Raw genomic sequence first — 24,099 nt, forward strand, 5'->3', positions numbered from 1 at the left:
TAATAGATTTTCACAGTACAACTCACATTTATAATTTCGCTAAATGATTGATATAAAATGCATTCATGGATTAATTAGGATATTTGCGAAACTTAAGAATTGCCTTATAAAAGCCCAACAACAAAATAAACCAGGAGATTGACTTACCATTGCCCATGATTCAATCTGCTCATTAATTTCATCGCAACTAAATATACTAAAGAATTATACATAGCGATAAACCATATAATCAAAATCATGAATTAAACATAGCTAAACATTATTTGATGGCTACTACTTATTTGCATCACCTGTAGCAGGGATGTACGAACATGACCGATTTCGGGAAAGAGCCGTTTCAAAATTTGCCTGTCGAGGACTAACGGCAGGTGATTGTCAGCAGTCATTTATACATTAACAAGGAGTTTAAAAATGCCTACACCGTGTTACATCTCAATCACGGGTCAGACCCAGGGAAATATTACCGCAGGTGCATTTACTGCCCCTTCGGTTGGTAACATTTACGTGCAGGGCCACGAAGATGAGATGCTGGTACAAGAATTTCATCATAACGTGACAGTCCCTACCGACCCTCAGTCCGGCCAGCCATCTGGTCAACGTGCCCACAAGCCGTTCATCTTTACCGTGGCACTGAACAAAGCTGTACCTTTACTGTATAACGCGCTGGCTTCCGGCGAAATGCTGCCAACCACCGAGCTGCACTGGTGGCGTACCTCAGTGGAAGGCAAGCAGGAACACTTCTTCACCACTCGCCTGACCGATTCCACCATTGTGGATATCGACTGCACTATGCCTCACTGCCAGGACGCGGAGAAGCGCGAGTTTACTCAGCTGATTAAGGTCTCCCTCGCCTACCGTAAAATCGAGTGGGAGCACGTTAAGTCTGGCACTTCTGGTGCTGATGACTGGCGCGCACCGCTGGAAGCATAAGTTGAAACCCAGCATCCGGTTCTTAGGGACCGGATGCTGTTTTTGTATTGCACCTCGAAAAATGGTTGTCAGTAATAAGAAACGCTTTTTGGGAGATGGCGGATGCCGGAGACTTTGGCGGTAGCGTGCCTGAAGACATGTTGAAACCGCACTTTCAACATGGAGAAATTTCGAGTAGTTCATACTTGAGCGGATAGTTTGTAAAAAAACCAGTTAATTGCCAGAAGAGCTGCTACAAAGGGGCTCGTCTATATTTTTTCTTGAGTCTTGTACAAATGGAGCATCAACGACTAACTGCCATACTGATGGCCTTACAAAGACGTTTCGATATAAAAAGCCCAGCGCCTTACCATACTATTTGAAAAAACACATTCAGCCTTTAAATATAAAGACATGGTATCTACTGTCAAAAATATAGTGTTATTTGTCACCCTGTTCGTGCTGACTCCTTTTTACTGCAGTGCAAATGAACCAGAAGTAAATTCTTTAGATAACCTTATCGTGAACATTTTACGAAAACTTGGCGCTCAAATAGCTTAGCGGTAGTGAGCAATTAAAACGGAGAAAACTGCGTGACAGGGTATCTCGAAAGCAGAAATGGCAACAACGGAAGCATAAGTAGCATTTACAGGTCTCAAGGCGAAGTTGAAGCAGGATCATTAAAAAACCTGGCAATTACAGCTTCAGGATTTATTATGAATGATAGAGTGAGAATAGGCTTTTTAGGTAACATTGATGCTTTTACCGAAGCTCAGATGAGCTGTATTATTAATGCCAACTCCATGGCAGAAAAAAATCAAGCACTCAGTTATTTAAGACAGGAGCAGGAGTTTCTGGAAAAACAAATAGCTTGGTTAGACTCGCAACAAGTCAAACCAGCCGTGTCTGTTGAAATAAGAATTATAAATGGTGTACTATCCTATATAGTTAAAGGCATTGGATTAATTGGGGGAGTACTTCAGGTCATTGCTGGAACGACTCTTATTTTCGCTGGATCGCCAACAGTTGTAGGTACTGCGGTCGGTACTTTACTTGTTTTACATGGCGCTAACAACATTACTGAAAGCAGTTATAGTTTGTTTTTTGATAATGATAATTACGAAGGCCCCATAACCAGATTGTATGAGGCGAGTGCTGAAACGATAGGAGTAGATAGAGCTTACGGTAAATTAGCATTTGCGGGGATAGATTTATTCTTATCATCCATGGCATTATTAGGTACAAAATTAGTACCTGATGCGTACAGGCTATTTCAGTACATCCCAGCTGATTATGATCTTAATTTTAGACTGATGAGCATGGGAGAATTAGCTGGAGAAATACTTCCTGATTCAGCAACATTATATTCAAGCACTCAAACTTACTTTTCATTACCCGTTAATAAACCAGATGATCCATCTAGCCCGCTTGTACCCTTTGCAAATTAGAAGTTTTATTTATAGAACTCCATATTAATATTATTAATAGCAATGTGCATCTTTAAAACCAAAGGACATAAAAAAATGAATGAAGAAAAACTGATCTATTTAATGTTAGAACATGGTTTTTCTGAAGGGCAAATAAACAAAATTAAGAAATTATCTAAAAAAAACTCAATGACACTGTGCGATGCTATCAAAAAACTCGGGAGTATGTTTTATCGTTCATTAATCATGCATATTTTGATATTTATCATTCTTATATATTCCTATTATCATGATAGTAAACAGTATTACTACTCATCATGGAGTATCTTGATGTACTTAAGTATCTTATGTTTTATCTACTATACGTTCAATGCCTTTGCACCATTATTACTGGGGTACAAAGCAAAGAAATTTTCAGAACTTTTAAAGAAAAATTAAGCGTGTCGTATTCACTGAGGTCAATCTGCTTCTTTTATCGTGGTAAAAAAAACAAAGGTCATTATTTTTAGTCGGCACTTTAAGAAACGTTATACACATTAAACCTTCTGTAAAAACCCATATTTTCCTTTTTTATTTCAGCACTGAAACACCACCAGTAGTCATTGCATAAATTATTGTCATTTAAAAATAGCTTATATAATAAAACACTTAAAATCACTGCATTGAGATTACACAGATTACCTCCCCTAATTTAATATATTCTTAAAAGAGATAAATATATGTCATTGGACGGATTACGTTTTACATTCGACGTTGATGGTCAGGAAACAGACACGTTCGCCGTAGTTAACTTCAGATTAACACAAGAATTTTCATTTCCGTTTAAGTTGGATATCCATGTTGCCAGCAAATCCTTCAACCAATCAGCACAAAATTTACTGGAAAAAAATGCCACACTCACTATATGGCAGGGAATAAAAGCTGTGCGCTATATCACTGGTGTAGTGGCCAGTTTTGGGATGACCGAAAATAACCGCTGGCAAATGCGATACCATTTTTGTATCCAGCCCCCTTTGTGGCGCAGCGGCCTACGTAAGAATTTCCGTATCTTTCAGCAAAAAGATATTCATGCTATTTCAGCGACTTTGTTAGATGAGAATGGAGTAACCGACTGGAGCACATCCTTTAATGAAGTTCATTCCGCCCGTGAGTTTTGTGTGCAGTATGGTGAAAGCGATCTTACTTTTTTATCACGCCTCTGGGCGGAGGAAGGAATTTTCTTCTATGACAAATTTGGCTCGGATGACCCCACTCAGAAACTGACATTATGTGACGACATAGCTGGCCTCACTCGAATTAAAGAGGCCTTTACCTTCAATCCAGATGCCAATGCTGAGTTGATGAAAGAGTGTGTCAGTAAGTTTCATTACGGTGCTAATGTTCGCCCCTCATCGATTCTGAGTAAAGACTACACATTCAAAACTCCCGGCTGGGAGGGAACGTTTAACAGCCAGGGAGAGAAACTGAACAACCAATTTCAACAGTATGAAATCTATGATTATCCAGGACGGTTTAAGGACGAGGCGCACGGTGAAGAATTTACTCGCTATCAAATGGATGGCCTCCGCAACAATGCGGAGACCGCTAGTGGTCTTAGCAATTCGCCAAAGCTGTGGCCCGGTGTCCGCTTTTCTCTAAAAAATCATCCGCAGGAAACACTCAACCAAGAATGGCAGGTGGTAACGAGTATTTTGACTGGGGAACAGCCTCAGGCTCTACACGGAAGTCAGAGACGTGGGACCAGTATGTTTAATCAGTTTTCCGCCATCCCGGCAGATCGAACCTGGCGCTCACTACCTCGGTCTAAACCCAAAGTCGATGGCCCACAAAGTGCGATCGTCACTGGCCCGGCTGGTGAGGAAATCTTCTGCGATGAACATGGCCGCGTCCGAGTGAAGTTTCACTGGGACAGATATAACCCTAAGAATGAGAGCAGTTCATGCTGGGTACGCGTGTCGCAGGCGTGGGCCGGTACCGGATTTGGCAACCTTGCCATTCCTCGCATCAATCAGGAGGTCATTGTTGATTTCCTGAATGGTGATCCTGACCAACCTATCATTATGGGTCGAACTTATCACCAGGATAACCGCTCTCCTGGCGGCCTGCCAGGTACGAAAACGCAGATGACCATCCGCTCAAAAACCTACAAAGGTGAAGGTTTCAATGAACTGCGTTTTGAGGATGCGACAGGAAAAGAGCAGCTCTATATGCACGCGCAAAAGGACATGCAAACAGAGGTGCTGCATGACCGAACGACGACGGTTAATCACGATCACACTGAAACCGTATCCAATAACCAGACTGTCACCGTAGGCGTCGGACAGACGATAAATGTGGGTGGCAAAAATGAAGGTGGACACGACCAAAAGGTCACCGTCGCCCATGATCAGACGATCACTGTGCAGAACAAGCAGACGCTAAATGTCACGCAGGATCGTGAAAAAAGTGTCGGTGGCGACCAAACAGCCACAATCACCGGCAGCGACACCGCGACCGTCAAAAAAGATCAGTCCGTGACTGTTCAGCAAAACTACACCCTCGATGTCGCGAAAATCACCACCATCAAATCAGGCGAGAAAATCGAACTGATCTGTGGAGCCAGTTCCATCACCCTTGAACAAGGTGGAAAAGTGACGATCTCCGGCACGGAATTTGATTTCACTGCCGGCGGCATTGTTCAAATCAAAGGTAAAGACGTCAATCTCAACTGAGGCACGAAAATGGAATTTCGTAATCTGACGCCGTTTTCAGTAATGGAATATGCGATGGACGACAAGCATAACGAACGTCATCGTGTCGTCGCCATGAAAACCGGCTTCCGGCTTGTCCAGGATGATAATGGTCAGTGGCAGACGCAATTACTGGAAAACCCACCGATGCCATTATGCATCGAAGATGAGTTTGCCGGTGAAATAAACTGCTCCCCTGTCCTGCGCGAGAGTGACCTCGCCCCCCTGAAACCCGCTTGCGACATCATCATTAACGGAACGGCCCATACCCCAGACGGAATTCCTGCCTCTGAAATGACGGCAGGAGTACTAATACGCGCATCGTCAGGTGACTTTGTATTAGATAAGAAACTACGGGTGACGGGTCGGCGTTTCTACCAGCGCCAGGCTTTAACCGGGCAATGGTACGAAACAGAACCAGAGCCATTCAACTCACTACCGCTGGACTACCGCTTTGCATTTGGCGGTGAATGCAGGGTGGATACTGACAGCAATTTCGCCGAGCGCATCCCTGAAAAATATCACCTAAATGAGGAGCAACGACGTACCCACCCAGACCAGAAATATCCTCCGCTGGCCCACACTGCCTGCCTGTCGAATCCATTGGGAATGGGATATACCCAGGCGTGGTATCTGCGCGCCGCTGACATTCAGCAGATAGAAGCCCCACGCATTATGAGGCTGGATAGTCCGTTTACCCTTAGCCATTTTATGGCCTGTCTGGACGGAAAAGCCGACTGGTTTGCTCAAGAATTTCAGCCTGCTGGTTTTAACGCTGTTGGGCGTACGTGGTTGCCACGACTCGCACTGGCAGGTACCTACGATCAGGCGTGGCTGGAAACGCAGCACCCTGCCCTACCAAATGATTTTGAATTCGGTTACTGGAACTACGCTCCTTATGACCAGCAAATACCTTACCCCACGCAGGGAATGACAATCACCCTTAATGGGCTGCATCCCAATGGCGATATAACCTTCACGTTGCCTGCAAACCAGGCCGTTATTTTGCTGCGGATGCATACCGGCGCGTGGGTGCCGCAGAGGATGTGGGTTGACACCTTACACATTGATACCCAGGAGCTCACCGTAGCACAGACCTGGCGATATCTACTGCCATCCAATTCAGCGGTTCGGGTCATGGAAGCCCGTTACAGTATCTCAGGAGAATAATCATGGCCCGGAATTATATGGCCCGCCAGGATGGAACATGGATAGTGGTCAGTGTCAGTCCAGATGTGTGTAAAACCCCGATTGGTCCCTCCACGCCGCCCATCCCCTATCCAGTGACAGCAAATCTGGGAAATGCCGTACTCGTCGTACCGTCAGTTAAAGCTAACGGATGTCCAGTTGTGGTTCTGGAGCAGAGCTTTGTCCCCTCTACCAAAGGAGATGAGGCTGGAGTCGCTAAAGGAGTTCAAAGCGGTACGGTTGGCGATATCTGTGAACCACTGGAGTCAAGTACTACCGTACGCGCAAGGGGGAAACTCGTTCTAAGACACAATGATATGTTCTGGATGAACGCGCGAAATACGACCGGGATCATTATAGGCCAACCTCCTGCGGCCAATGTTATGGCGAGTGAAGCAGACCCGGAAGTCAAACCCGAAACACCAGATGAGCAGAGTTTCATGAATGCCTTGTTTAAGGCATATCAATATGAGGCAAATTCCCGACACCTGGCAACGCAGGATATGGCTGATTCCGCAAAGGCCGTGAAGGACATTTTTGTCGATCACACTCCAGACAATGTGATGAACAGCCAGGCCATCGGCGGAATGCTCAATGGTTCCAGTTATTACAACACCACCCCAGAAGCTGCCCGAAATATGGCCGAGCAAATCGGAGGTGAAGCGCTCGATACCTTTAATACCATGGATACACCGGAGAACAGAGCGCTGATGACAGCCGCTCAAAGTCTATTCATGGCTTATGCGCTAAGAACAGCGGGTGGCGCAGATATGGATGGAGCCATCATTAAAGGAGAAACAGTAGCTAACAAAGGTGAAGGTCATACTCCAGAATTTTCATTATGTACACGTAAGGGCGATCCAGTAGATGTAGGCAGCGGTGATTTTATTCAACATCACAGCGTATTGGCCTTGCCGGGAACCTTGCCCCTGAATCTCACTCGGCTCTATCGTTCTCGCACCACTACCTCCGGACTGTTTGGCGATAAATGGGCTGATGACTGGTCATCTTCTCTGACTGTCCATGATAAAAATCTTCACTTTGCTGATCATCAAGGTTCCGTACTTTACTATCCCATCCCACAGGACGGGCTTTTTCATGCCGCAGTAAACTCCCGCCAGTCCCGTTATCGACTTTCCGGTGATATGCGGAGTGAACTGACTGTCTTTGACCGTCGCACGCAGCAGGCGCAGTTTTTTTCCCCCGCTGCTGATGACCTCTGGTTACTCTCCGCTCTAACGGATAATTACGGCAACCGAATTGATTTTCTCCGCACCGATGGCCTGCTGACCGAGATCCGCCACAGCGACGCCTACACGCTCGCCCTCGAGTGGCAACATCAACAGCTGATGAGCATTGACCTGGTGACCCCTCAGCACCAGCGTCTCGTGACCTGTCGCTACGACACCAATGGCTATCTGGCGGAATGTGACACCTTCCAGTTCACCCATTTATGGCATGAATACTCTACCGAAGGCTACATGACCCGCTGGCGGGATACGGATAAAACCTGCGTGGATGTCTGTTATGACGCACAGGGCCGTGCCATCAGTACGCTGTCCACCGAAGGCTATTACGACGACCGATTTATCTATCAGGATGAAGCGTCTTGCACCACCTACGTGGATGCGGAAGGTGGCGAAACCCGTTACTGGTATAACGAAGATGGCCTGGTCACCCGAGCTGTCGACCCGCTGGGCCGGGAAGAAATTACGGTCTGGGAGAATACGCAACTTCAGTCCCGCACCGATGCCCTGGGTCGCACGACCGAATACTACTATAACGATGAAGGCGATATCAGCCATGTTGCCCTCCCCGGCGGCTACAGCCTCTGGTATGAATATAACGTTGCCGGGCAGCTAACTCGCCTGACCGCTCCGGGCGAGCAGATCTGGCAGTGGGCTTACGACGACCACGGTAGCATGGTCTGCCTGACTGACCCACAGGGACGCGTCCAGCAGTTCAGCTACAGCGACCAGGGTGATTTGCTGCAGAGGATTTTGCCCGGTGGTGCAACCTGGCGCTGGAGCCATGACGCCCTGCATCAGGTGCGAGAAACCATCGCCCCGAATGGCGGTATCACGCACACCGAACAGGATTTTCTCGGTCGGCTGTTAAGTGTGCAGGACCCGCTCGGCTTCACCACCCAGTTTCGCCACAGTAAACATCACGCCGGGCCACAGGGCAGCGTGGAAGAAATCAGCCGCCCGGACGGCGTCCGGGAGCTGATTCGCCACAACAGCGAAAAGCTCCCGGAGCACTTCACAGACGGTGAAGGCAAAACCACTTGTTACGAATACGGTGCCTTTGACCTGCTCATGGCGATGACCCGCCCGGACGGCGAACGCCTGGCATGCCGGTACGATAAACTCACTCGCCTGACTGAAATCATTAACGCCGAAGGCGAACGTTACCGACTCACCTATGACAAAGCCGGACAGCTGATTGCTGAAACTGACTTCACTGGGCGCACGCTGACGTACGAATACGATAATGCAGGCCGCTGTATCCGCACCCGCTTCCCGGATGGCACCTGCCTGAACCGCCGCTACAATGTCACCGACCAGGTCACAGATGAGCAAGTGACGCGGGGCGATAGCAACCACACTCTCAGCACCACCACTTTTCGCTATGACACTCTGTGCCGTCTGGTAGAGGCAAAAAATGATGCGGCGACGGTCACGTATGACTATGACGGCGCAAGCCGTCTCATCGCCGAAACCCTCAACGGCAGACGCACGGAGTATCAGTATGATACTGATCGTGACACGGTATCTCAGCGCATCACTGGCGGACTGACTGAACACTTCACCTGCGGCATGACGGGTGAGCTGAAACAGTGGCAACTTAACGGCCATGCTCCCCTGACATTCACCCATGATCTGCGCGGCCAGGAAACTTCTCGCCAGAGCGACACCGGGTTTTACCAGCAGCTCAGCTATACGCAGACCGGCATGCTGACAAAGCAGAAAGCCGGGAATCAGAACACCGGACCGGATGAGCTTAACAGCAGTCTGGCGCGGGAATGGCTGTACGACAAAGCCTACAACCTGACCATGATTGCCGACTCACTGCGCGGCACTGCGGTGCACAGCCTGACGGCAAACGACCAGATAAGTCATGCCACCTGGACCGGCAGCCAGAGTGTGCCGATGCGCGAAGAGCGCTTCACCTACGACAAAAATCTCAACATCGCCCGTCGCCAGACCTGGATAAACGAGGTGATGGAAAGCGAAGCACACCAGCAGCAACGGCATGGACGGGTAACATTCCGGGAACACAAGGCCTGGCGACATACCACTTCACGCATCAACCCGAATACAGGAAAACCGGAGGAAGGTAAATTTGTCCGGGTGGTAAACGCGCATAACACCGCCTGGAAGTACGATGTGAACGGTCGTCTGGTGGAGAAACTGGTCGATAAAGGCGGCTACCGCCCTCTTCTCTGGCGCTACCGCTGGGATGCCCGGAGTCAGCTGACGGGTATCGAAACGCCGGATGGCGAACGCTGGGAATACAAATACGACCCGTTCGGCCGGCGCATCAGTAAACGCTGCACCAGCCACAACAAACCGGGGATGGATTTTCACTGGAACGGCGACCAGCTCAGCGACGAAATTCCGGTCGGCTCCGATGGTAAAGCGGATGAAAAAAACGCCGTTCGCTGGATATACGAACCAGGCAGCTTTACACCGCTGGCGCGCTACGAAAAGGGACAACTGCACTATGCAGTAACGGATATGGTCGGGCGCATCCAGGAACTGCTGACCGAAGACGGCACCATCGTCTGGCGGGGAAAACAGCAACTGTGGGGCCGGGAAGAGAGTGCGAATGACGCCAACGTCTCATGCAGACTGCGTTTTCCGGGTCAGTACGAGGATGAAGAATCCGGGTTGTATTACAACCGATTCCGGTACTATGATTGTGAGGCAGGTCAGTATATAAGTCCGGACCCGATTGGGCTGCTGGGTGGACTAAACCCATATGGATATGCATCAAATCCACTGAAATATATTGATCCGCTGGGGTTAAGTAATTTACCAGTAACATACTATCCACCGAACGATGGTGCTCATGGCCCAGTAACTAATACGACGTTAGAACCTGGTGCTACTATTGATAGGTATGGTTTACCCAGAGGGAAATATGCATCTCCAGTTGGAACTCCTTATCCGATGAGAGCTTTACCACCAGGCACGGATTCAGGACCTTATACTGTTTACAAAGTGATGAAACCTATTCCAAACGTGGCAGAAAGCAAAATTGCTCCTTGGTTTGGGGAAATGGGGATGGGAACTCAATATAAACTGGAATATAGTGTTCAATCTTATTTGGATTCAGGTCATCTTAAAAAGATGTTAGAAGGAGTTGATTGCTGTGGATAAACTAGAGCTTATAGATGCTTTTAAAAAACTGAACATCCCAAAAAGTACTTATTCAATTGATGACGTGAATAATGAAACCCTTTGTTTAATAATGGAAAATGGCAAGTGGATTATCTTCTATAGTGAAAAGGGTGGGAGGACTGATCCTGAATATTTTGATGATGAAGAGTCTGCATGCAAAGCCTTTTTATATGAAGTGCAGGATATGTTAAATCATTTATAATTTGAATATTTAACCCATCATGAAATAGCTGGTAATTACCCAAGCTATTTCATACTAAGCTATTATTTAACTCGTCATTCCACGCAGCACATTTTTAATATTGTTATTAACCGGTTTAACATCCCGTAACTGCTGGCGAAGCAACTCCTGCTCATGCTTCAGACAGTACACTTCATTACTGTTACGTATAAGCACAATGTAGTCGTTCGATATTTTCACTGTCAGATGTGGGCCCGTCTCAAATCCCGACTCACGCAGCCATTTAGCCTTTTAATTAATATTCGGTGTGCTGTTGTCACCACAACTTTAAAGCCTAAGAGGAAAATTTTTCCGGGTGGTGAATGCCCATGGCATTACCTGGAAATACGATGTGAACGGTCGTCTGGTGGAGAAACTGGTCGATAAAGGCGGCTACCGCCCTCTTCTCTGGCGCTACCGCTGGGACGCCCGGAGCCAGCTCTCAGGTATCGAAACGCCGGATGGCGAACGCTGGGAATACAAATACGACCCGTTTGGCCGGCGCATCAGTAAACGCTGCACCAGCCACAACAAACCGGGGATGGATTTTCACTGGAACGGTGACCAGCTCACCGACGAAATTCCGGTCGGTTCTGACGGCAAACCGGATGACGGAAACGCCATTCGCTGGATATACGAACCGGACAGCTTTGCACCGCTGGCGCGCTACAACAAGGGCCATCTGCACTATGCGGTAACGGATACGGTCGGGCGCATCCAGGAACTGCTGGCCGAAGACGGCACCATTCTCTGGCGGGGAAAACAGCAACTGTGGGGCCGGGAAGAGAGTGCAAATGACGCTAACGTCTCATGCAGACTGCGTTTTCCGGGCCAGTACGAGGATGAAGAATCCGGGTTGTATTACAACCGCTACCGGTACTATGATTGTGAGGCAGGGCAGTATATAAGTCCGGACCCGATTGGGTTGGCCGGTGGGGTAAATCCTTACGGGTATGTGTATAATCCGTTGGGGTGGATAGACCCACTGGGGTTGGCTTGTTGTGCAATAAAAGCTAGAAGCCGGAATGAAGCTTTCAGACTTGCTAAAGAATATGCCCAAGTTCCTCGTATTTCTCGTGGTGGCCTTAATATTTCATTAGACGACCTGAAGGTGACCAGTCGTGGGGAAAATTGGGAGAAAATGAAAGCTGCTGGCGGTCAGAAATTGGGACGCAGAAATCCATCGGGTAAAAATGAATGGTTTGAGCATCCCGACGGACACCCAGATGCGGGAGAGCCGGGCATTCCAGATTATCATTCAGGCGGTCATATACATGCTATTGATCCACAAGGCAATGAAAAGGTATTTACATGGTAAGGTGCAAGTCTATGTCCATTGAGCGAGTAATTAAATTCCCTCTTCCTATTTGGATGGCAGATAATTTTATACGAGCAAAAGAATTATGTACCGAACCATACTGTATATGCTATCAAAGGGATGTGGACAATAACGGTTTTGGCCCTTACGGTTTCTCTACAGATAAGTCACAAAAAATAATATCCGGTGTCTTTGGTAACATTTCCCATTTGGATGCCGAGCGAAATAGTATCAAAGAACAAAAAAACATTAATATTGACGGAGTGTATTTCTATGGCGAAAGAAGCAATAACCTGATACTTGAACATAATAAATTCCACTCATTCAAAGCCAAGAATAAAATGAGAACAAAAAGAGGGCTAAGTGCAGAACCATTACCTGCAGAGCCATTTCTCTTTAATTTTATCAAAGATGGAATTTATGACTCCAACAAGCTCAATTATTTAATAATTAATGGCTATAACTTCTTTTTGAGTAAGTTTAACACGCCTCAAGCAGGGCAGACTCTATGTTTATTTGAACCAAATGTTTGGCATAAAATAAAACTACACTGTGAATTGAATGAGGTGCATACGCAAGAGTTTAACTCCCCCGAACAATTAAATTATTGGTAATAATCTTACACGTTATGAATAATGACCGAAACGGTCTTACATATATACGTGGCCATTTTAAACTTAGCAGCTATTACAAACGCACTTAGTCACTTAACGCCACACCGGCGAACGCCTGGCATGCCGGTACGATAAACTCACTCGCCTGACTGAAATCGTTAACGCCGAAGGCGAACGTTACCGACTCACCTATGACAAAGCCGGACAGCTGATTGCTGAAACTGACTTCACTGGGCGCACGCTGACGTACGAATACGATAATGCAGGCCGCTGTATCCGCACTCGCTTCCCGGACGGCACCTGCCTGAACCGCCGCTACAATGTCACCGACCAGGTCACAGATGAGCAAGTGACGCGGGACGATAGCAACCACACTCTCAGCACCACCACTTTTCGCTATGACACTCTGTGCCGTCTGGTAGAGGCAAAAAATGATGCGGCGACGGTCACGTATGACTATGACGGCACAAGCCGTCTCATCGCCGAAACCCTCAACGGCAGGCGCACGGAGTATCAGTATGATACTGATCGTGACACGGTATCTCGGCGCATCACTGGCGGACTGACTGAACACTTCACCCGCGGCGTGACGGGCGAACTGAAACAGTGGCAACTCAACGGCCATGCTCCCCTGACATTAACCCATGATCTGCGCGGCCAGGAAACGTCCCGCCAGAGCGACGCCGGGTTTTACCAGCAGCTTAGCTACACACAGACCGGCATGCTGACAAAGCAAAAAGCCGGGAATCAGAACACCGGGTCGGATGAGCTTAACAGCAGTCTGGCGCGGGAATGGCGGTACGATAAAGCCTACAACCTGACCATGATTGCCGACTCACTGCGGTGCACTGCCTGACGGCAAACGACCATATAAGCCATGCCACCTGGACCGGCAGCCAGTGTATGCCGATGCGGGAAGAGCGCTTCACCTACGACCAAAATCTCAACATCACCCGCCGCCAGACCTGGATAATAGCCATACCTTCGTTACCACGCATGTGAAAAATACAGCATTCTGAAATTTTAACGGTATAGGACATATCCATATCAAATCCAACATCACGCAACTCTTTATCTATGAGATGACTCTTAGGCATGCGATTGACGCCCTGATATAGAAATATCACATGTATATGCCGGGCCGCACCACGGGTTGAAGTATGAGCAGGCGCTGAAAACGACATACCTATGTCAACCAGACAGCAAGCATTGCAACAATCGCAGGTTGAGGGGCAGGAAAAAGTAACGATAGCGTTCTCAAAATTTTATTTAATTAAATGCTCCATTAACAAGCTGTCACGCCTCTCGCCAGCCATTGCGGCCAGACGGCTGCCCAGTCAGAGCCATGCGCCATGCCGCTTACCACTGCTGTGTGGGCGCAGGTTCCGCCTGTCGCCTGCACAAAATGACGGGCGACCTCGGGGGGAACCGTTTCATCCGCGTCGCCGCTGAGGTGTAGCTGCGGAATGCGCCCCAGCTTGCTGGCACGGTCGATAGCGCTCATTGCGTCAGGCATCGCGCTCACATGATGCAACTCGTTGACATAATTGACATCGAGATTACCCGCCACGGTGCGCAACACCCGGACATCCCCACGCCTTTCGGCCAGCAGCGCCGCGATATTACCCCCGCCAGAATATCCCGTTAATTCAAGCGCCACTCCCGGATAACGCGCCGTGAAGTGGCTTAGCGCCTCGTCCATCGCCTTCAATACTTGCAGGGAGAAACGATCGGCGGTCCACCAGCGAACACTGCAATACGCAGGCAACGGCGGCCCAATGAACTGACATGGCCGGCCCAGATAAAGCACGCTGGCGTGAGTATCAGCGGCAGCCAGCTTCAGGCCAACGGGATTACGCGGAGTCGGATCGTCCGAGGGGCGCGTGCGGCTTTGCCAGGCAAATCCATCCCCTTCGATGTAGACATGCAGTGACGTCACGGTGGGTGTAATTCGACTCCAGCTGGCAATCAAAAAGGAATCTGTCTGAACATTTTCTCTGGTAAGACCTGCATCCTGCGCAATCTGGCTTGCCGTCTCCCGGGGTTCGACAGAAACGCAGCCCGTGAATAAAAAAGATAAATTAATCAATAAGGCTGCAAAGAATATATTCTGTTTAACCCGCAATGCCATATCTCACCCTAAGTTAAATTAAAAACAACACAAAATTTATGGAATTATTTCTCGATGAAATAATTAAGCAAAGCTTATTGTTTTTTGCAACAAATTGTATATTCTGCGCCCGAACAATATCGGATTAATCCGAAGTTTCTCCATCTGCATTTTTACAACAATCGCAACTTTGTGACGGCTCACCATGAGAAAAAAATACCTTAGCCAGCTGATTTCTTTGCTGGTGGCTTCAACAGCGGCACAGGGGCTGCTGACGACCCATTCTATCGCAGCATCAGACGTTATCATCGACGCACCAATGTCCGACCTTCAGGTGCTCGGCTCAAACGATGTTATTCGCGTAACCAATACCGGATCCCTTAGCGGCGCGCCCACAACCGCGTTAACACTTCAGCAGGGGGCGACGGTCACTACATTCACCAACGAAGGCCTGATCACAGATATTAGCGATAATAATCTGCCCTTCAGTATGAATGTGGTTCAAATTGACGGTACAGCAGGTACGTTTGAAAATAACGGCATTATCCAAAGCGTTAATCAATACCATTATGGCAGCATCGTCGAACTGAGTGCGTCGGGCGTCGTGGATAACTTTATTAACCGTGGCACGATTCAAAATTCGCTGAATAATTTTAATATGGGGATGGATAATACCGGCTCCATCGAAAATAACGGCCATATTCTTAATCTGACGAACACGGAAACCGGAACCATTACCGGCTATCGCGGTATTAATAACCTCGGCACTATTGATAGTCTGACCAATGCCGGCCTAATTACCGCTGCGAATAACAATTTTATGCCGATGCCCGGGCAAAACGGCGCGATTTATAATCGCGGGATCATTGGTACGCTGCATAATACGGGCACGCTCCAGACCGGCACCCTCAATTATTTCGGCAGCGCCGGGGTGATTAACTGGGGGACGATCAACACCCTTATCAATGACAATCTGATTAGCGGTAGCGCAGACGCCATTACCAACTATGGCACCGTAGGTACCCTTGAAAACAATGGCCGCATTGCTGCGATTAACAATGGTATTTTCGCCAGCAGCTCAGACGGCAACGCTATTGCCGAGATCGTGAACAACGGCGAAATCTCGGGCGGCTATTACGGTATTTACCTTGCCAGCTACAGCAACCAGAATCCAGCCACTCAAATCATCAACAACGGCACCCTGAGCGGCGGCAACACTGCCCTGTATATCTACACGGATACCAACGCCAGCGCGGATATTACGCTGACCAACAACGGTGTGGTGAAAGGCGATATTTACTCCCAAAGCGCAGCACCGTTACTCATCAATGGCGGTAGCACGACCACGGGAACCTTAACCGGCCAGAACGGGACAGGCACCCTCACCAGCCAGCACTCAGACGTCATCTTTGGCACCGGTTCACTGCTGCTGAACGATAACGTGAATGCGGCCACGGTCCAGAACCGTGGCGCGTCCTTGCAGGTCAATACAGACATAACAATTGCCGGGGATTATCACCAGAAAGCCGCGGCAGCGCTGATTTCAGGTATCTCCGATCTGGCAACCCAGAACGGCACGCAGATGGCCGACACCGGCTATGGACGTTTGAATGTCACCGGCAATGCGACAATCGAAGAAGGTTCCAGCATCAACCTGGTCCGCACGGGTGGCACGTATCAGTTCGCGGAAGGCCAACGCTATGTGGTGATCAATGCTGCGGGATCGGGCACCGATTACAACGCCGATAAGCTGAACTACAGCGCGATCGGCTATCGTGGCGCCGTGAGTGGCTCCGTTTATGAGACAGGGACGGACAAAGCGCTGGTCTTGACCGTGGGCGCGGAGCCTCCGGTTGTGACACCGCCTGTTGTCACACCGCCAGTAGTGACGCCACCTGTTGTCACACCGCCAGTGGTGACGCCGCCGGTTGTGACGCCTCCCGTTGTAACACCGCCCGTTGTGACGCCACCGGTTGTGACACCGCCTGTTGTCACTCCACCCGTTGTGACGCCGCCGGTTGTCACACCGCCGGTTGTGACGCCGCCAGTGGTCACACCGCCGACTCAGCCAACGCCAAAACCTGCGCTGGCGACGATCCCAAGCGCCACCGCCGCATTGGGCGGTCTGGCGAACTACACCGGGATCTCCTCTCCGCAGCTGTTGGATCTGTATAACGCCTCGTTAGCCATCCAGGGCAAAGACGAAGCCAACCGCGCGGGTGAAAAACTCTCCCCAGGCCAGAACATCAACACCAGCTCTGCCGCCGCCGTGGCGACCTCTACCGCTCAGGCGGTTGTGGGCGCGCACATTGATGCCGTGCGTAATCCGCACACCTCCGGCACCAGCGGCGTCGCGACCGGTGATGACTACACAAGCAACTGGATCGTCTGGGGTCAGCCGTTTGGCGGCTATGCGCGTCAGGACAGCAGCGCTGAAATCAGCGGCTACACGGCGAAATTTGGCGGCCTGATTCTGGGCGCCGACCGCTCGCTGGGTGACGACTGGCGTCTGGGCGCCGCCGTGAACTACAGCAACACCTCCGTGCACGGTAAAGGCAATCTGAGCGGTAACACCTCCACCGCCGACAACTACGGCATCATCGGTTACGCTGGTTACACGGGCGATCCGTGGTATCTGAACCTCTCTGCCGGTGTAAACCGCCAGAACTACAGCTCGGTTCGCCGCGCAGACTTCACCGGTTTCTCCGGCGCTGCGCAGGGTAAATTCAACGGTCAGTCCGTCACCCTTCAAACGGAGTTCGGCTATCCGGTCACGCTGCCTGCCGACGTTGTCGTCACGCCGCTTGCCAGCCTGACGTACGGGTATCAGCATGTGGATGACTATAAAGAGACAGGCGGTAACGGCATGGCGCTGGATGTGGGCAGTACCCACTCCCAGTCTGTGGTGAGCGATATCGGTGCCCGCATCGAGAAAACCTTCGCAACCGGTCTCGGCAGCCTGACGCCGTTCGCGCAGGTCTCGTGGATTCATCAGTACGATAATCGTCAGATGAGCAGCCATGCGACCTACGCTGCCGATGCCGTCGGTGAAACCAGCTTTATCACCAAAGGCGCATCGCCGGTGGAAGATATGGCGGGTGTGGCGATCGGCAGCACGCTGTACGACGCCAACGATCTGAGCCTGGACGCGCGCTACGATCTGCAAGCAGGCGAGCGCTATCAGGCGCATACCTTCAGCCTGCGGTTGCGTAAGATGTTCTAATTGCTGTGAATAAAATGGGGCCGCACATGGCCCCGTTTTTTTATCATGGGCGGCAAAACATTGAGTTTTTCATCGGGCGCGTTAATAGTAGTTCTTTTCCCGATAAGAAAATGCCATGAGCCAAACTGCACTCTCCTCTGCATTAAAGGGCGGCGCGCTGCTCCTGATGCTGATCTTGATTTATACCGGCCTGTTTACCGGGGACCGCGTCACCTGGCTGATGGAAGTCACTCCCGTGGTCATCGTGGTGCCACTGCTGCTCGCTACCCAAAAACGCTACCCACTCACTCCCCTGCTTTACACGCTGATCTTCTTCCACGCGATCATTCTGATGGTCGGCGGAATGTACACCTACGCCAAAGTGCCCATCGGTTTTGAAGTTCAGGAGTGGCTGAATCTGAGCCGTAACCCGTACGATAAACTCGGACACTTTTTCCAGGGGCTGGTGCCTGCCCTGGCGGCGCGTGAGATCCTGGTGCGCGGCGGTTACGTGAATGGCCGCAAAATGACGAGTTTTCTGGTGTGCTGCATCGCGCTGGCCATCAGCGCGACCTACGAGCTGATAGAATGGTGGGCGGCGCTGGCGATGGGACAAGGCGCGGATGATTTTCTCGGCACGCAGGGCGATCCCTGGGATACCCAGTCAGATATGTTCTGCGCCCTGCTCGGCGCGCTCACCACCGTCCTGCTGCTGGGGCGTTTTCATCAGCGGCAGCTGGAACGTTATTAAAAACGATAAGAACCCGCCTCGATTGGCGGGTTCTCTCAATTAACGCATCAAGTCCAAATCCATTTCTTGATAAACACGCAGAATAACGTCCCTAACGGCAGCAAAAATACTGCTCTCTCCACGTTCACCCAGGGTCACCCATACACTACCGTCGTTGCCCCAGCTGCGCGGAATACGATTCTGTCCAAGCGGGTCCATATCCCACGACCACCACGCACACCATTTACTGGATTTTGGTATCGAACCCTGGAAAAGGGTACACATTGCCTTGTAGAGCATGTCGTTCTGACTTTTCTCTTCTTCCCTCGCAGTGACCCCGAAGTAGAGATTGTTGTAATTCCCATTCGAAAATTCCCAAAAAAGAGAGCGCTCACTTTTGGGATGAAAAAGAACGTGGAAACCACCAAAACGTACGGAAGGATCTTCCTCAGCATTAATTATTAAGGGAGAATCAGAAAAGTATTCCCTAAGTGCATCGATGAAATCAAAAAACACTCTCTTTTGAATTTCTGGAATTTGATTAGCGATAATAAATGCAGATTGAATACTCTCTTTATCTTTCAATATTATCTCAGACAATCCTTGTGAATCATTCATTATGTAATCTCCATTCACTGATTCTCTAATAAATTCAATTAGTGACTCTACGAAAAACTTTACGTTATTGGCTTTGATATATGGCACAGTTGATGAAAGCCATTCGACAATATTGAAAAAGGAAATTACAACAATATGATCGCGGATATCAGATGCGGCAGTCACAGGGAGTGCCTTTGGAGTAGGGGGCGTGTTGCTAAGATAGATTAAGGACCAGGGTTGATTTTTCTTCAGTAACCATTCGCCATAATCGACTAACTGACGTTCCTGATCAGCTGCCCAAGGCTTATTTTCTAACGCGATCAGCCCACTCTTGCCCGTCAGCAGTACATCGATTCTTCGTCCAGTATCCGTTAATACCTCCGTAAAGGATCGCACATCATGACCAAATGAAATATTGGCTTTGTCTTTACCCGAATTTTTATTAATCAGTTTGATAAAGCCGTCGAGGAATAGCCTGGACTGTCCATGCGCCGCACCGGGATCAAGCAGAAATGCAAAATATCGTGATAGCGCCATTTCATCCTTCTGCAGCCACGTCATCAGACTAAAGTCAGGTGCCAGTTGAGCCTGATATCGTGATTTAGAAAGTTGTCTAACCTCATTCCATCGAGAGATACTCTCTAACAGTGCTGCGACTGAATACTTTTGTGCGCCATCCATGCCTTGCATATTACCGCCTGATACCAGATTAAAATATCACCCTTGTTTACCGGTAATAAAACGCACCGGCTTCAGAGGGGTCCTTAGTGGTTGATTATGCAACCTGGCATATCTTGGCTCGTTTTGTGCCGCCAGAGAGAGTACGACTTTGTTATTTTCAAAGCTCAGATGATCGTTATCAAATAACGTGTGCAGATCGGCAGCAAGAGCGATGCCATTTTCAATCGCATAGGTTCCTTTAGTAGCATGACTTTCAATATGGCAGGCTTCAAGTGCCAGAGCAGACCCTGTAATTGCACATCTATTTTCCCAATTGGCCATAATACTCTCACGGAACGCCTGCTGCCCGTTGCGAACTTTGAGCATTCGCAGACCATCTTCGCGAAATAGGACTTGGTCAGGAGCAAGGTCTGTCATGTTCACCAGACTGTTTAAAACTGCAACAACTTCATGATCCAGGGGAGCCTGGAAAGTTGCCCCCTGACGGCAGAAATGCTGTTTAAAGATACTTAGACGAGAGTCACCTTTGATGTCGGGTAATTTTCTATTTAACGCCTGCTCATCTAACACAATAAATGCATTATCCTGGCTAATTTTCTCTAATCTAAACCTGAAAGGATAAACGCTCTCAGAGGCCTCATAATGACCAACGATCTCATACAGGCCACAAAGTTTGTATTCTTGCTGCTTCTCCGGATGCTGAATGACAAAAACGCGATCGCCTTCTTTGACGCGTTGCCAGGTGGATACTCGACTGACTCCATAACCCTTTTCATACTCAAAATCATCGCTGTTCGTAGGGCCATGATAGGCGTAGTAGCAGTTCATACTGATATCCTTATTATTGATAATAAAGATATTATCGGCACGGCTATCTCTATTCTTAAGCATTAATACCAAAATTATTCTTCAGCTCTAACGCTCAATCTATCGCCACCCATCGCCACCCCAAGCCGACCGTGGCGACCACGATTGTCAGGGTCGCTGCCATGTGCAGGGCGAAATCCAGTGGATGCACTTCAACGGAGTGGCAAAACGACAATAGCGTCAGCGCCATGCAGGCGACGCCTGCGCCTGCCGAGGCGAGACTTTGCAGGGGATGGAGGCTGCGGGTACGGCGCAGATAGCCAATGACCAGCAGCACCATCGGCGCGCTGACGGTCATCATAAAGACATAGCAGTTCACCGCGTCACGGTGGTGAATCTGGGACGACTGGCCCAGATTTGCCAGCACGCAGCCCAGCCACACGATCAGCAGCGGCATAAACCACTTCCAGCTCAGGGGACGACGCCCGGCGATGCTGAGTAAAAACGCATTGCGGATCGCCAGCACCCCCATCACAAACGTCAGCCCCAGTTGCAGCAGGGCCAGCAGTGCGCCCGCCTGGGACCAGTCCGTCGCCACGCGCTGCAACAGCAAACTGCAAAGCCATCCGCTCGGCAACGCCATTAACGTCCACGCCAGCACGCGCCAGCCATCGCGCCACGGACGGGTGACGGGCTGCGCCTGCCGACTCAGTTTTTCGATTAACAGCTCATGATCGGTCATGATTCGCTCCCATCCGGCGAAGATTGGTAATAGCCCTGTGCAGCAGGGATTTCACCGCAGAGATCGTCAGATTGTGACGGCTTGCCGCCTGCGCAAGCGTCATCTCCTGCAGATGAATATGTTCCACGATTTGCCGCTGGCGGGCGGGCAGCCTGTTGAGGATCAGCGCCAGCTCCTCCTGCTCGTCCTGATATTCCACGCTCTCGACAGCCGCGACGTTGGCCAGCGCCTCTTCCGTATCCGTTTCCCGGCGTAATGTCCGCCCCTGATGGCGCAGCGCATCGACCGCCCGAGCCTGAGTAATCGCCATCAGCCAGGGTAAAAAGGGGCAGTCTGGATCGTAGGTATGGCGAACCCGATGCACTGTCAGCAGCACATCCTGGATGACATCTTCCACCAGCGCCGGATCGAACACCTGTCGGCGCACTATCGCGCGGATAGCCGGAACGATCGCCCGCAATAACTGCGTATAGGCGTGACGATCGCCAGCCTGAGCTTTTGTCATCAGCTCAGGCCAGGCCTCGCGCGGGGCATGCCCGTTATCCATGTTCCGCCATGACGTTACCTCATGCTTTTTTGCCAGCCGCCTGATTCAGGGCATTCACCACGATTGAGGGCGTCAGCACTTGCGGGAGCACGTGCGGCGCGCTTCCGTCTGCCGGATAGACCACGTACAGCGGCAGACCGCCCTGGCCGAACGTGTTCATCGCATCATCGATGTCCGCGTTAAATTTGGTGGAGTCCGCCACCATATACACTGCGCCAGTGCGGGCCATCGCCTCTTTCACCGCCTGCGTTGAGAGCGAAGTGCGATCATTAACCTGACAGGTGATGCACCACGACGCGGTAAAGTTTACGAAGATCGCTTTGCCGTGACCGCGCAGGGCCTCCACGCTCTGCGGAGACCACTTCACGGGCGCCGCGTTATCCGCCACTGCGGTCACAGGCGCCGTTGATCCTGCGTTGATCGCCCTCGGTAACGGCACGATGGCGACAACAAAAAACGCCACCGTGATAGCCAGCAGCACTTTGTAAGAGTGACCGAGATAGCGTCTGCGCTGCGCGATACCGTACAGCCACGCGGCAAAGCTCACCACCACGGCGCTCGCCAGCATCACCGCCAGCGCCGTGGTGCCGGCCTGCTGCGCCAGCACCCATACCAGCCAGGCAAAGGCGCCCAGCATCGGAAACGCCAGCCCACGCTTGAGCATATCCATCCACGCACCAGGACGCGGCAGGCGACGGGCAATTGCCGGGAACAGGGAGACGAGGGTAAAGGGGGCGGCAAAACCGAGCGCCAGCGCGAAGAAAATGGCCAGTGAAACCGCAGGCGGCTGCACCAGAGCATAGCCCACGGCACCCGCCATAAACGGCGCGGAACACGGCGTGGCCACCACAATCGCCAGCGCGCCGGTCAGGGCAGAACGGACAAACGCTCCGCGACCGACAGAGATCTCCCCTGCCCGCTGCAGCGACAGCCCAACCTCAAATACACCGAGCAGGTTGAGCGCAGCCCCGAGAATAATCAGCGCCAGAACCGCAATCACCAGCGGCGACTGCAGCTGAAATCCCCATCCCACGGCGGTTCCCCCGGCGCGCAGCGCCAGCAGCAGCGCCGCCAGCGCCATCATGGTGAAAATCACCCCGAGCAGAAAACCCAGCCCTTCGGTTCGCGCGCTTTTCGTGTCGCCCTGATGGCGCATGATCCCCAGCGCTTTCAGGGAGATCACCGGGAAAACACAGGGCATGAAATTCAGGATCACGCCGCCCAGAAAGGCGGCAAAAATGGCGGTTAACATAGCAAACCTCGAATGCGAACGTCAGCGTTAATCAGGAGTGCGATTTCGCATATTGCTTCACGGCGTCCATCGTTTTCTGAATGTGCGCATCCGGGTTGCGGTCGGTGTAGCTCAGCAGAATTTTGCCATCCGGGGCGATGACAAAAGAGGTACGATCGGAGAGGGTTTTACCGTTCATCTGCATCAGCGTTTCATACTCGGCCGCCACTTTCGCACCAGGATCGGCTGCCACTGCAAACTTATCGCGGCACTCCAGTTTCGAGAATTCATCCACCTGGTCGACGTTCCCGGCCGTTACCCCCACCACCGTGGCGCCCAGTTTTTTGAAATCATCCGTCGCTTCAGCGAAGGCGTGGGCTTCCAGCGTGCAGCCCTTGGTAAACGCCGCCGGGAAGAAATAAAGCACCACCGGCCCTTTTTGCAGCGCCTGCTGTAAGGTGAACGTCAGCGGTTTACCGCCGAGCGCGCCCTGAAGGGTAAAATCGGGCGCTTTCGCTCCGGCTTCGAGCGCGGCCTGGGTGTTCATGGAAAACAGTGAAAGGGTCAGTACGGCGGCGGCGGACGCGATTTTCAAACGTTTCATGGTCAACTCCATCAGGGAAAAGGGGGCTATCTGA

The 24,099-nt window shown here is 50.5% G+C and carries 19 protein-coding genes; 11 read left to right on the forward strand and 8 right to left on the reverse strand.

Features of this window, described 5'->3' with window-relative positions:
• The first annotated feature begins 411 nt into the window (after positions 1-411).
• From ACB496_RS18460 to ACB496_RS18495, 8 genes are all read left to right on the forward strand, one after another.
• Positions 412-930: an Hcp family type VI secretion system effector gene (locus tag ACB496_RS18460; protein ID WP_100778963.1), complete on the forward strand. Its 519-nt coding sequence runs from the start codon at positions 412-414 to the stop codon at positions 928-930.
• Between the two features lie 572 nt (positions 931-1,502).
• Positions 1,503-2,357 (forward strand): DUF4225 domain-containing protein, encoded by an 855-nt coding sequence (locus ACB496_RS18465; protein WP_371973220.1) that lies wholly within the window; start codon positions 1,503-1,505, stop codon positions 2,355-2,357.
• 698 nt (positions 2,358-3,055) lie between these two features.
• Positions 3,056-5,047, forward strand: coding sequence for a type VI secretion system tip protein TssI/VgrG (tssI, locus tag ACB496_RS18470; RefSeq protein WP_371973221.1), 1,992 nt, complete (start codon positions 3,056-3,058; stop codon positions 5,045-5,047).
• 9 nt (positions 5,048-5,056) lie between these two features.
• Positions 5,057-6,235 carry a DUF2169 domain-containing protein gene (locus ACB496_RS18475; protein WP_371973222.1) on the forward strand — a complete coding sequence of 393 codons (1,179 nt, stop codon included), beginning with the start codon at positions 5,057-5,059 and terminating at the stop codon, positions 6,233-6,235.
• Between the two features lie 17 nt (positions 6,236-6,252).
• Positions 6,253-10,638, forward strand: a complete 4,386-nt coding sequence (locus tag ACB496_RS18480; protein WP_371975259.1) for a PAAR-like domain-containing protein — start codon at positions 6,253-6,255, stop codon at positions 10,636-10,638.
• Entirely contained in the window at positions 10,631-10,861 is a 231-nt protein-coding gene (locus ACB496_RS18485; RefSeq protein WP_319417757.1) for a hypothetical protein, read from the forward strand. The genes ACB496_RS18480 and ACB496_RS18485 overlap by 8 nt, the downstream gene beginning before the upstream one ends.
• A gap of 370 nt (positions 10,862-11,231) precedes the next feature.
• On the forward strand, positions 11,232-12,197 hold the full coding sequence (locus ACB496_RS18490; protein WP_371973223.1) for an RHS repeat domain-containing protein: 966 nt from the start codon (positions 11,232-11,234) through the stop codon (positions 12,195-12,197).
• An 11-nt stretch (positions 12,198-12,208) separates the two neighbouring features.
• Complete coding sequence (locus ACB496_RS18495) at positions 12,209-12,811, forward strand: hypothetical protein (protein WP_371973224.1); 603 nt, start codon at positions 12,209-12,211, stop codon at positions 12,809-12,811.
• 85 nt (positions 12,812-12,896) lie between these two features.
• On the opposite strand, the gene ACB496_RS22530 is transcribed toward ACB496_RS18495, so the two are convergent.
• Positions 12,897-13,184: a hypothetical protein gene (locus tag ACB496_RS22530; RefSeq protein ID WP_409340090.1), complete on the reverse strand. Its 288-nt coding sequence runs from the start codon at positions 13,182-13,184 to the stop codon at positions 12,897-12,899.
• Here ACB496_RS22530 and ACB496_RS18505 point away from each other — a divergent pair.
• A complete protein-coding gene (locus tag ACB496_RS18505) occupies positions 13,161-13,667 on the forward strand; it encodes a hypothetical protein (RefSeq protein WP_371973225.1) in 507 nt (168 codons plus the stop codon). The genes ACB496_RS22530 and ACB496_RS18505 overlap by 24 nt on opposite strands.
• Before the next feature lie 429 nt (positions 13,668-14,096).
• Here the strand turns inward: ACB496_RS18505 and ACB496_RS18510 are convergent, their stop codons facing one another.
• Positions 14,097-14,750, reverse strand: coding sequence for an alpha/beta hydrolase family protein (locus ACB496_RS18510; RefSeq protein WP_371973226.1), 654 nt, complete (start codon positions 14,748-14,750; stop codon positions 14,097-14,099).
• Positions 14,751-15,126: 376 nt separating this feature from the next.
• On the opposite strand from ACB496_RS18510, the gene ACB496_RS18515 reads away from it, so the two are divergent.
• Positions 15,127-18,144: an autotransporter domain-containing protein gene (locus tag ACB496_RS18515; RefSeq protein WP_371973227.1), complete on the forward strand. Its 3,018-nt coding sequence runs from the start codon at positions 15,127-15,129 to the stop codon at positions 18,142-18,144.
• 115 nt (positions 18,145-18,259) lie between these two features.
• Positions 18,260-18,874, forward strand: coding sequence for a DUF2238 domain-containing protein (locus ACB496_RS18520; protein WP_371973228.1), 615 nt, complete (start codon positions 18,260-18,262; stop codon positions 18,872-18,874).
• Between the two features lie 39 nt (positions 18,875-18,913).
• On the opposite strand, the gene ACB496_RS18525 is transcribed toward ACB496_RS18520, so the two are convergent.
• From ACB496_RS18525 to ACB496_RS18550, 6 genes are all read right to left on the reverse strand, one after another.
• A complete protein-coding gene (locus ACB496_RS18525; RefSeq protein WP_371973229.1) occupies positions 18,914-20,143 on the reverse strand; it encodes a PD-(D/E)XK nuclease family protein in 1,230 nt (409 codons plus the stop codon).
• A gap of 27 nt (positions 20,144-20,170) precedes the next feature.
• Positions 20,171-20,962 (reverse strand): HNH endonuclease, encoded by a 792-nt coding sequence (locus tag ACB496_RS18530; RefSeq protein WP_371973230.1) that lies wholly within the window; start codon positions 20,960-20,962, stop codon positions 20,171-20,173.
• A 94-nt stretch (positions 20,963-21,056) separates the two neighbouring features.
• Positions 21,057-21,683 (reverse strand): DUF1109 domain-containing protein, encoded by a 627-nt coding sequence (locus tag ACB496_RS18535; protein WP_371973231.1) that lies wholly within the window; start codon positions 21,681-21,683, stop codon positions 21,057-21,059.
• Positions 21,670-22,230: an RNA polymerase sigma factor gene (locus ACB496_RS18540; protein WP_371973232.1), complete on the reverse strand. Its 561-nt coding sequence runs from the start codon at positions 22,228-22,230 to the stop codon at positions 21,670-21,672. Before ACB496_RS18540 ends, ACB496_RS18535 begins: the two co-directional genes overlap by 14 nt.
• 19 nt (positions 22,231-22,249) lie before the next feature.
• Entirely contained in the window at positions 22,250-23,482 is a 1,233-nt protein-coding gene (locus tag ACB496_RS18545; RefSeq protein ID WP_371973233.1) for a protein-disulfide reductase DsbD family protein, read from the reverse strand.
• 31 nt (positions 23,483-23,513) lie between these two features.
• Entirely contained in the window at positions 23,514-24,065 is a 552-nt protein-coding gene (locus tag ACB496_RS18550; protein WP_100778946.1) for a peroxiredoxin, read from the reverse strand.
• Between the last annotated feature and the right edge of the window lie 34 nt (positions 24,066-24,099).

Source organism: Lelliottia nimipressuralis (assembly GCF_041464075.1).
In the GTDB taxonomy this organism is placed as follows: domain Bacteria; phylum Pseudomonadota; class Gammaproteobacteria; order Enterobacterales; family Enterobacteriaceae; genus Enterobacter; species Enterobacter nimipressuralis.

Excerpts from the sequence above, each read along its gene's own strand:
- ACB496_RS18460 (WP_100778963.1), top strand. The coding sequence starts at position 412 with ATGCCTACACCGTGTTACATCTCAATCACGGGTCAGACCCAGGGAAAT.
- tssI (WP_371973221.1), top strand. The coding sequence starts at position 3,056 with ATGTCATTGGACGGATTACGTTTTACATTCGACGTTGATGGTCAGGAA.
- ACB496_RS18475 (WP_371973222.1), top strand. The coding sequence starts at position 5,057 with ATGGAATTTCGTAATCTGACGCCGTTTTCAGTAATGGAATATGCGATG.
- ACB496_RS18480 (WP_371975259.1), top strand. The coding sequence starts at position 6,253 with ATGGCCCGCCAGGATGGAACATGGATAGTGGTCAGTGTCAGTCCAGAT.
- ACB496_RS18495 (WP_371973224.1), top strand. The coding sequence starts at position 12,209 with ATGTCCATTGAGCGAGTAATTAAATTCCCTCTTCCTATTTGGATGGCA.
- ACB496_RS18515 (WP_371973227.1), top strand. The coding sequence starts at position 15,127 with ATGAGAAAAAAATACCTTAGCCAGCTGATTTCTTTGCTGGTGGCTTCA.
- ACB496_RS18520 (WP_371973228.1), top strand. The coding sequence starts at position 18,260 with ATGAGCCAAACTGCACTCTCCTCTGCATTAAAGGGCGGCGCGCTGCTC.
- ACB496_RS18525 (WP_371973229.1), bottom strand. The coding sequence starts at position 20,143 with ATGCAAGGCATGGATGGCGCACAAAAGTATTCAGTCGCAGCACTGTTA.
- ACB496_RS18530 (WP_371973230.1), bottom strand. The coding sequence starts at position 20,962 with ATGAACTGCTACTACGCCTATCATGGCCCTACGAACAGCGATGATTTT.
- ACB496_RS18535 (WP_371973231.1), bottom strand. The coding sequence starts at position 21,683 with ATGACCGATCATGAGCTGTTAATCGAAAAACTGAGTCGGCAGGCGCAG.
- ACB496_RS18540 (WP_371973232.1), bottom strand. The coding sequence starts at position 22,230 with ATGGATAACGGGCATGCCCCGCGCGAGGCCTGGCCTGAGCTGATGACA.
- ACB496_RS18545 (WP_371973233.1), bottom strand. The coding sequence starts at position 23,482 with ATGTTAACCGCCATTTTTGCCGCCTTTCTGGGCGGCGTGATCCTGAAT.
- ACB496_RS18550 (WP_100778946.1), bottom strand. The coding sequence starts at position 24,065 with ATGAAACGTTTGAAAATCGCGTCCGCCGCCGCCGTACTGACCCTTTCA.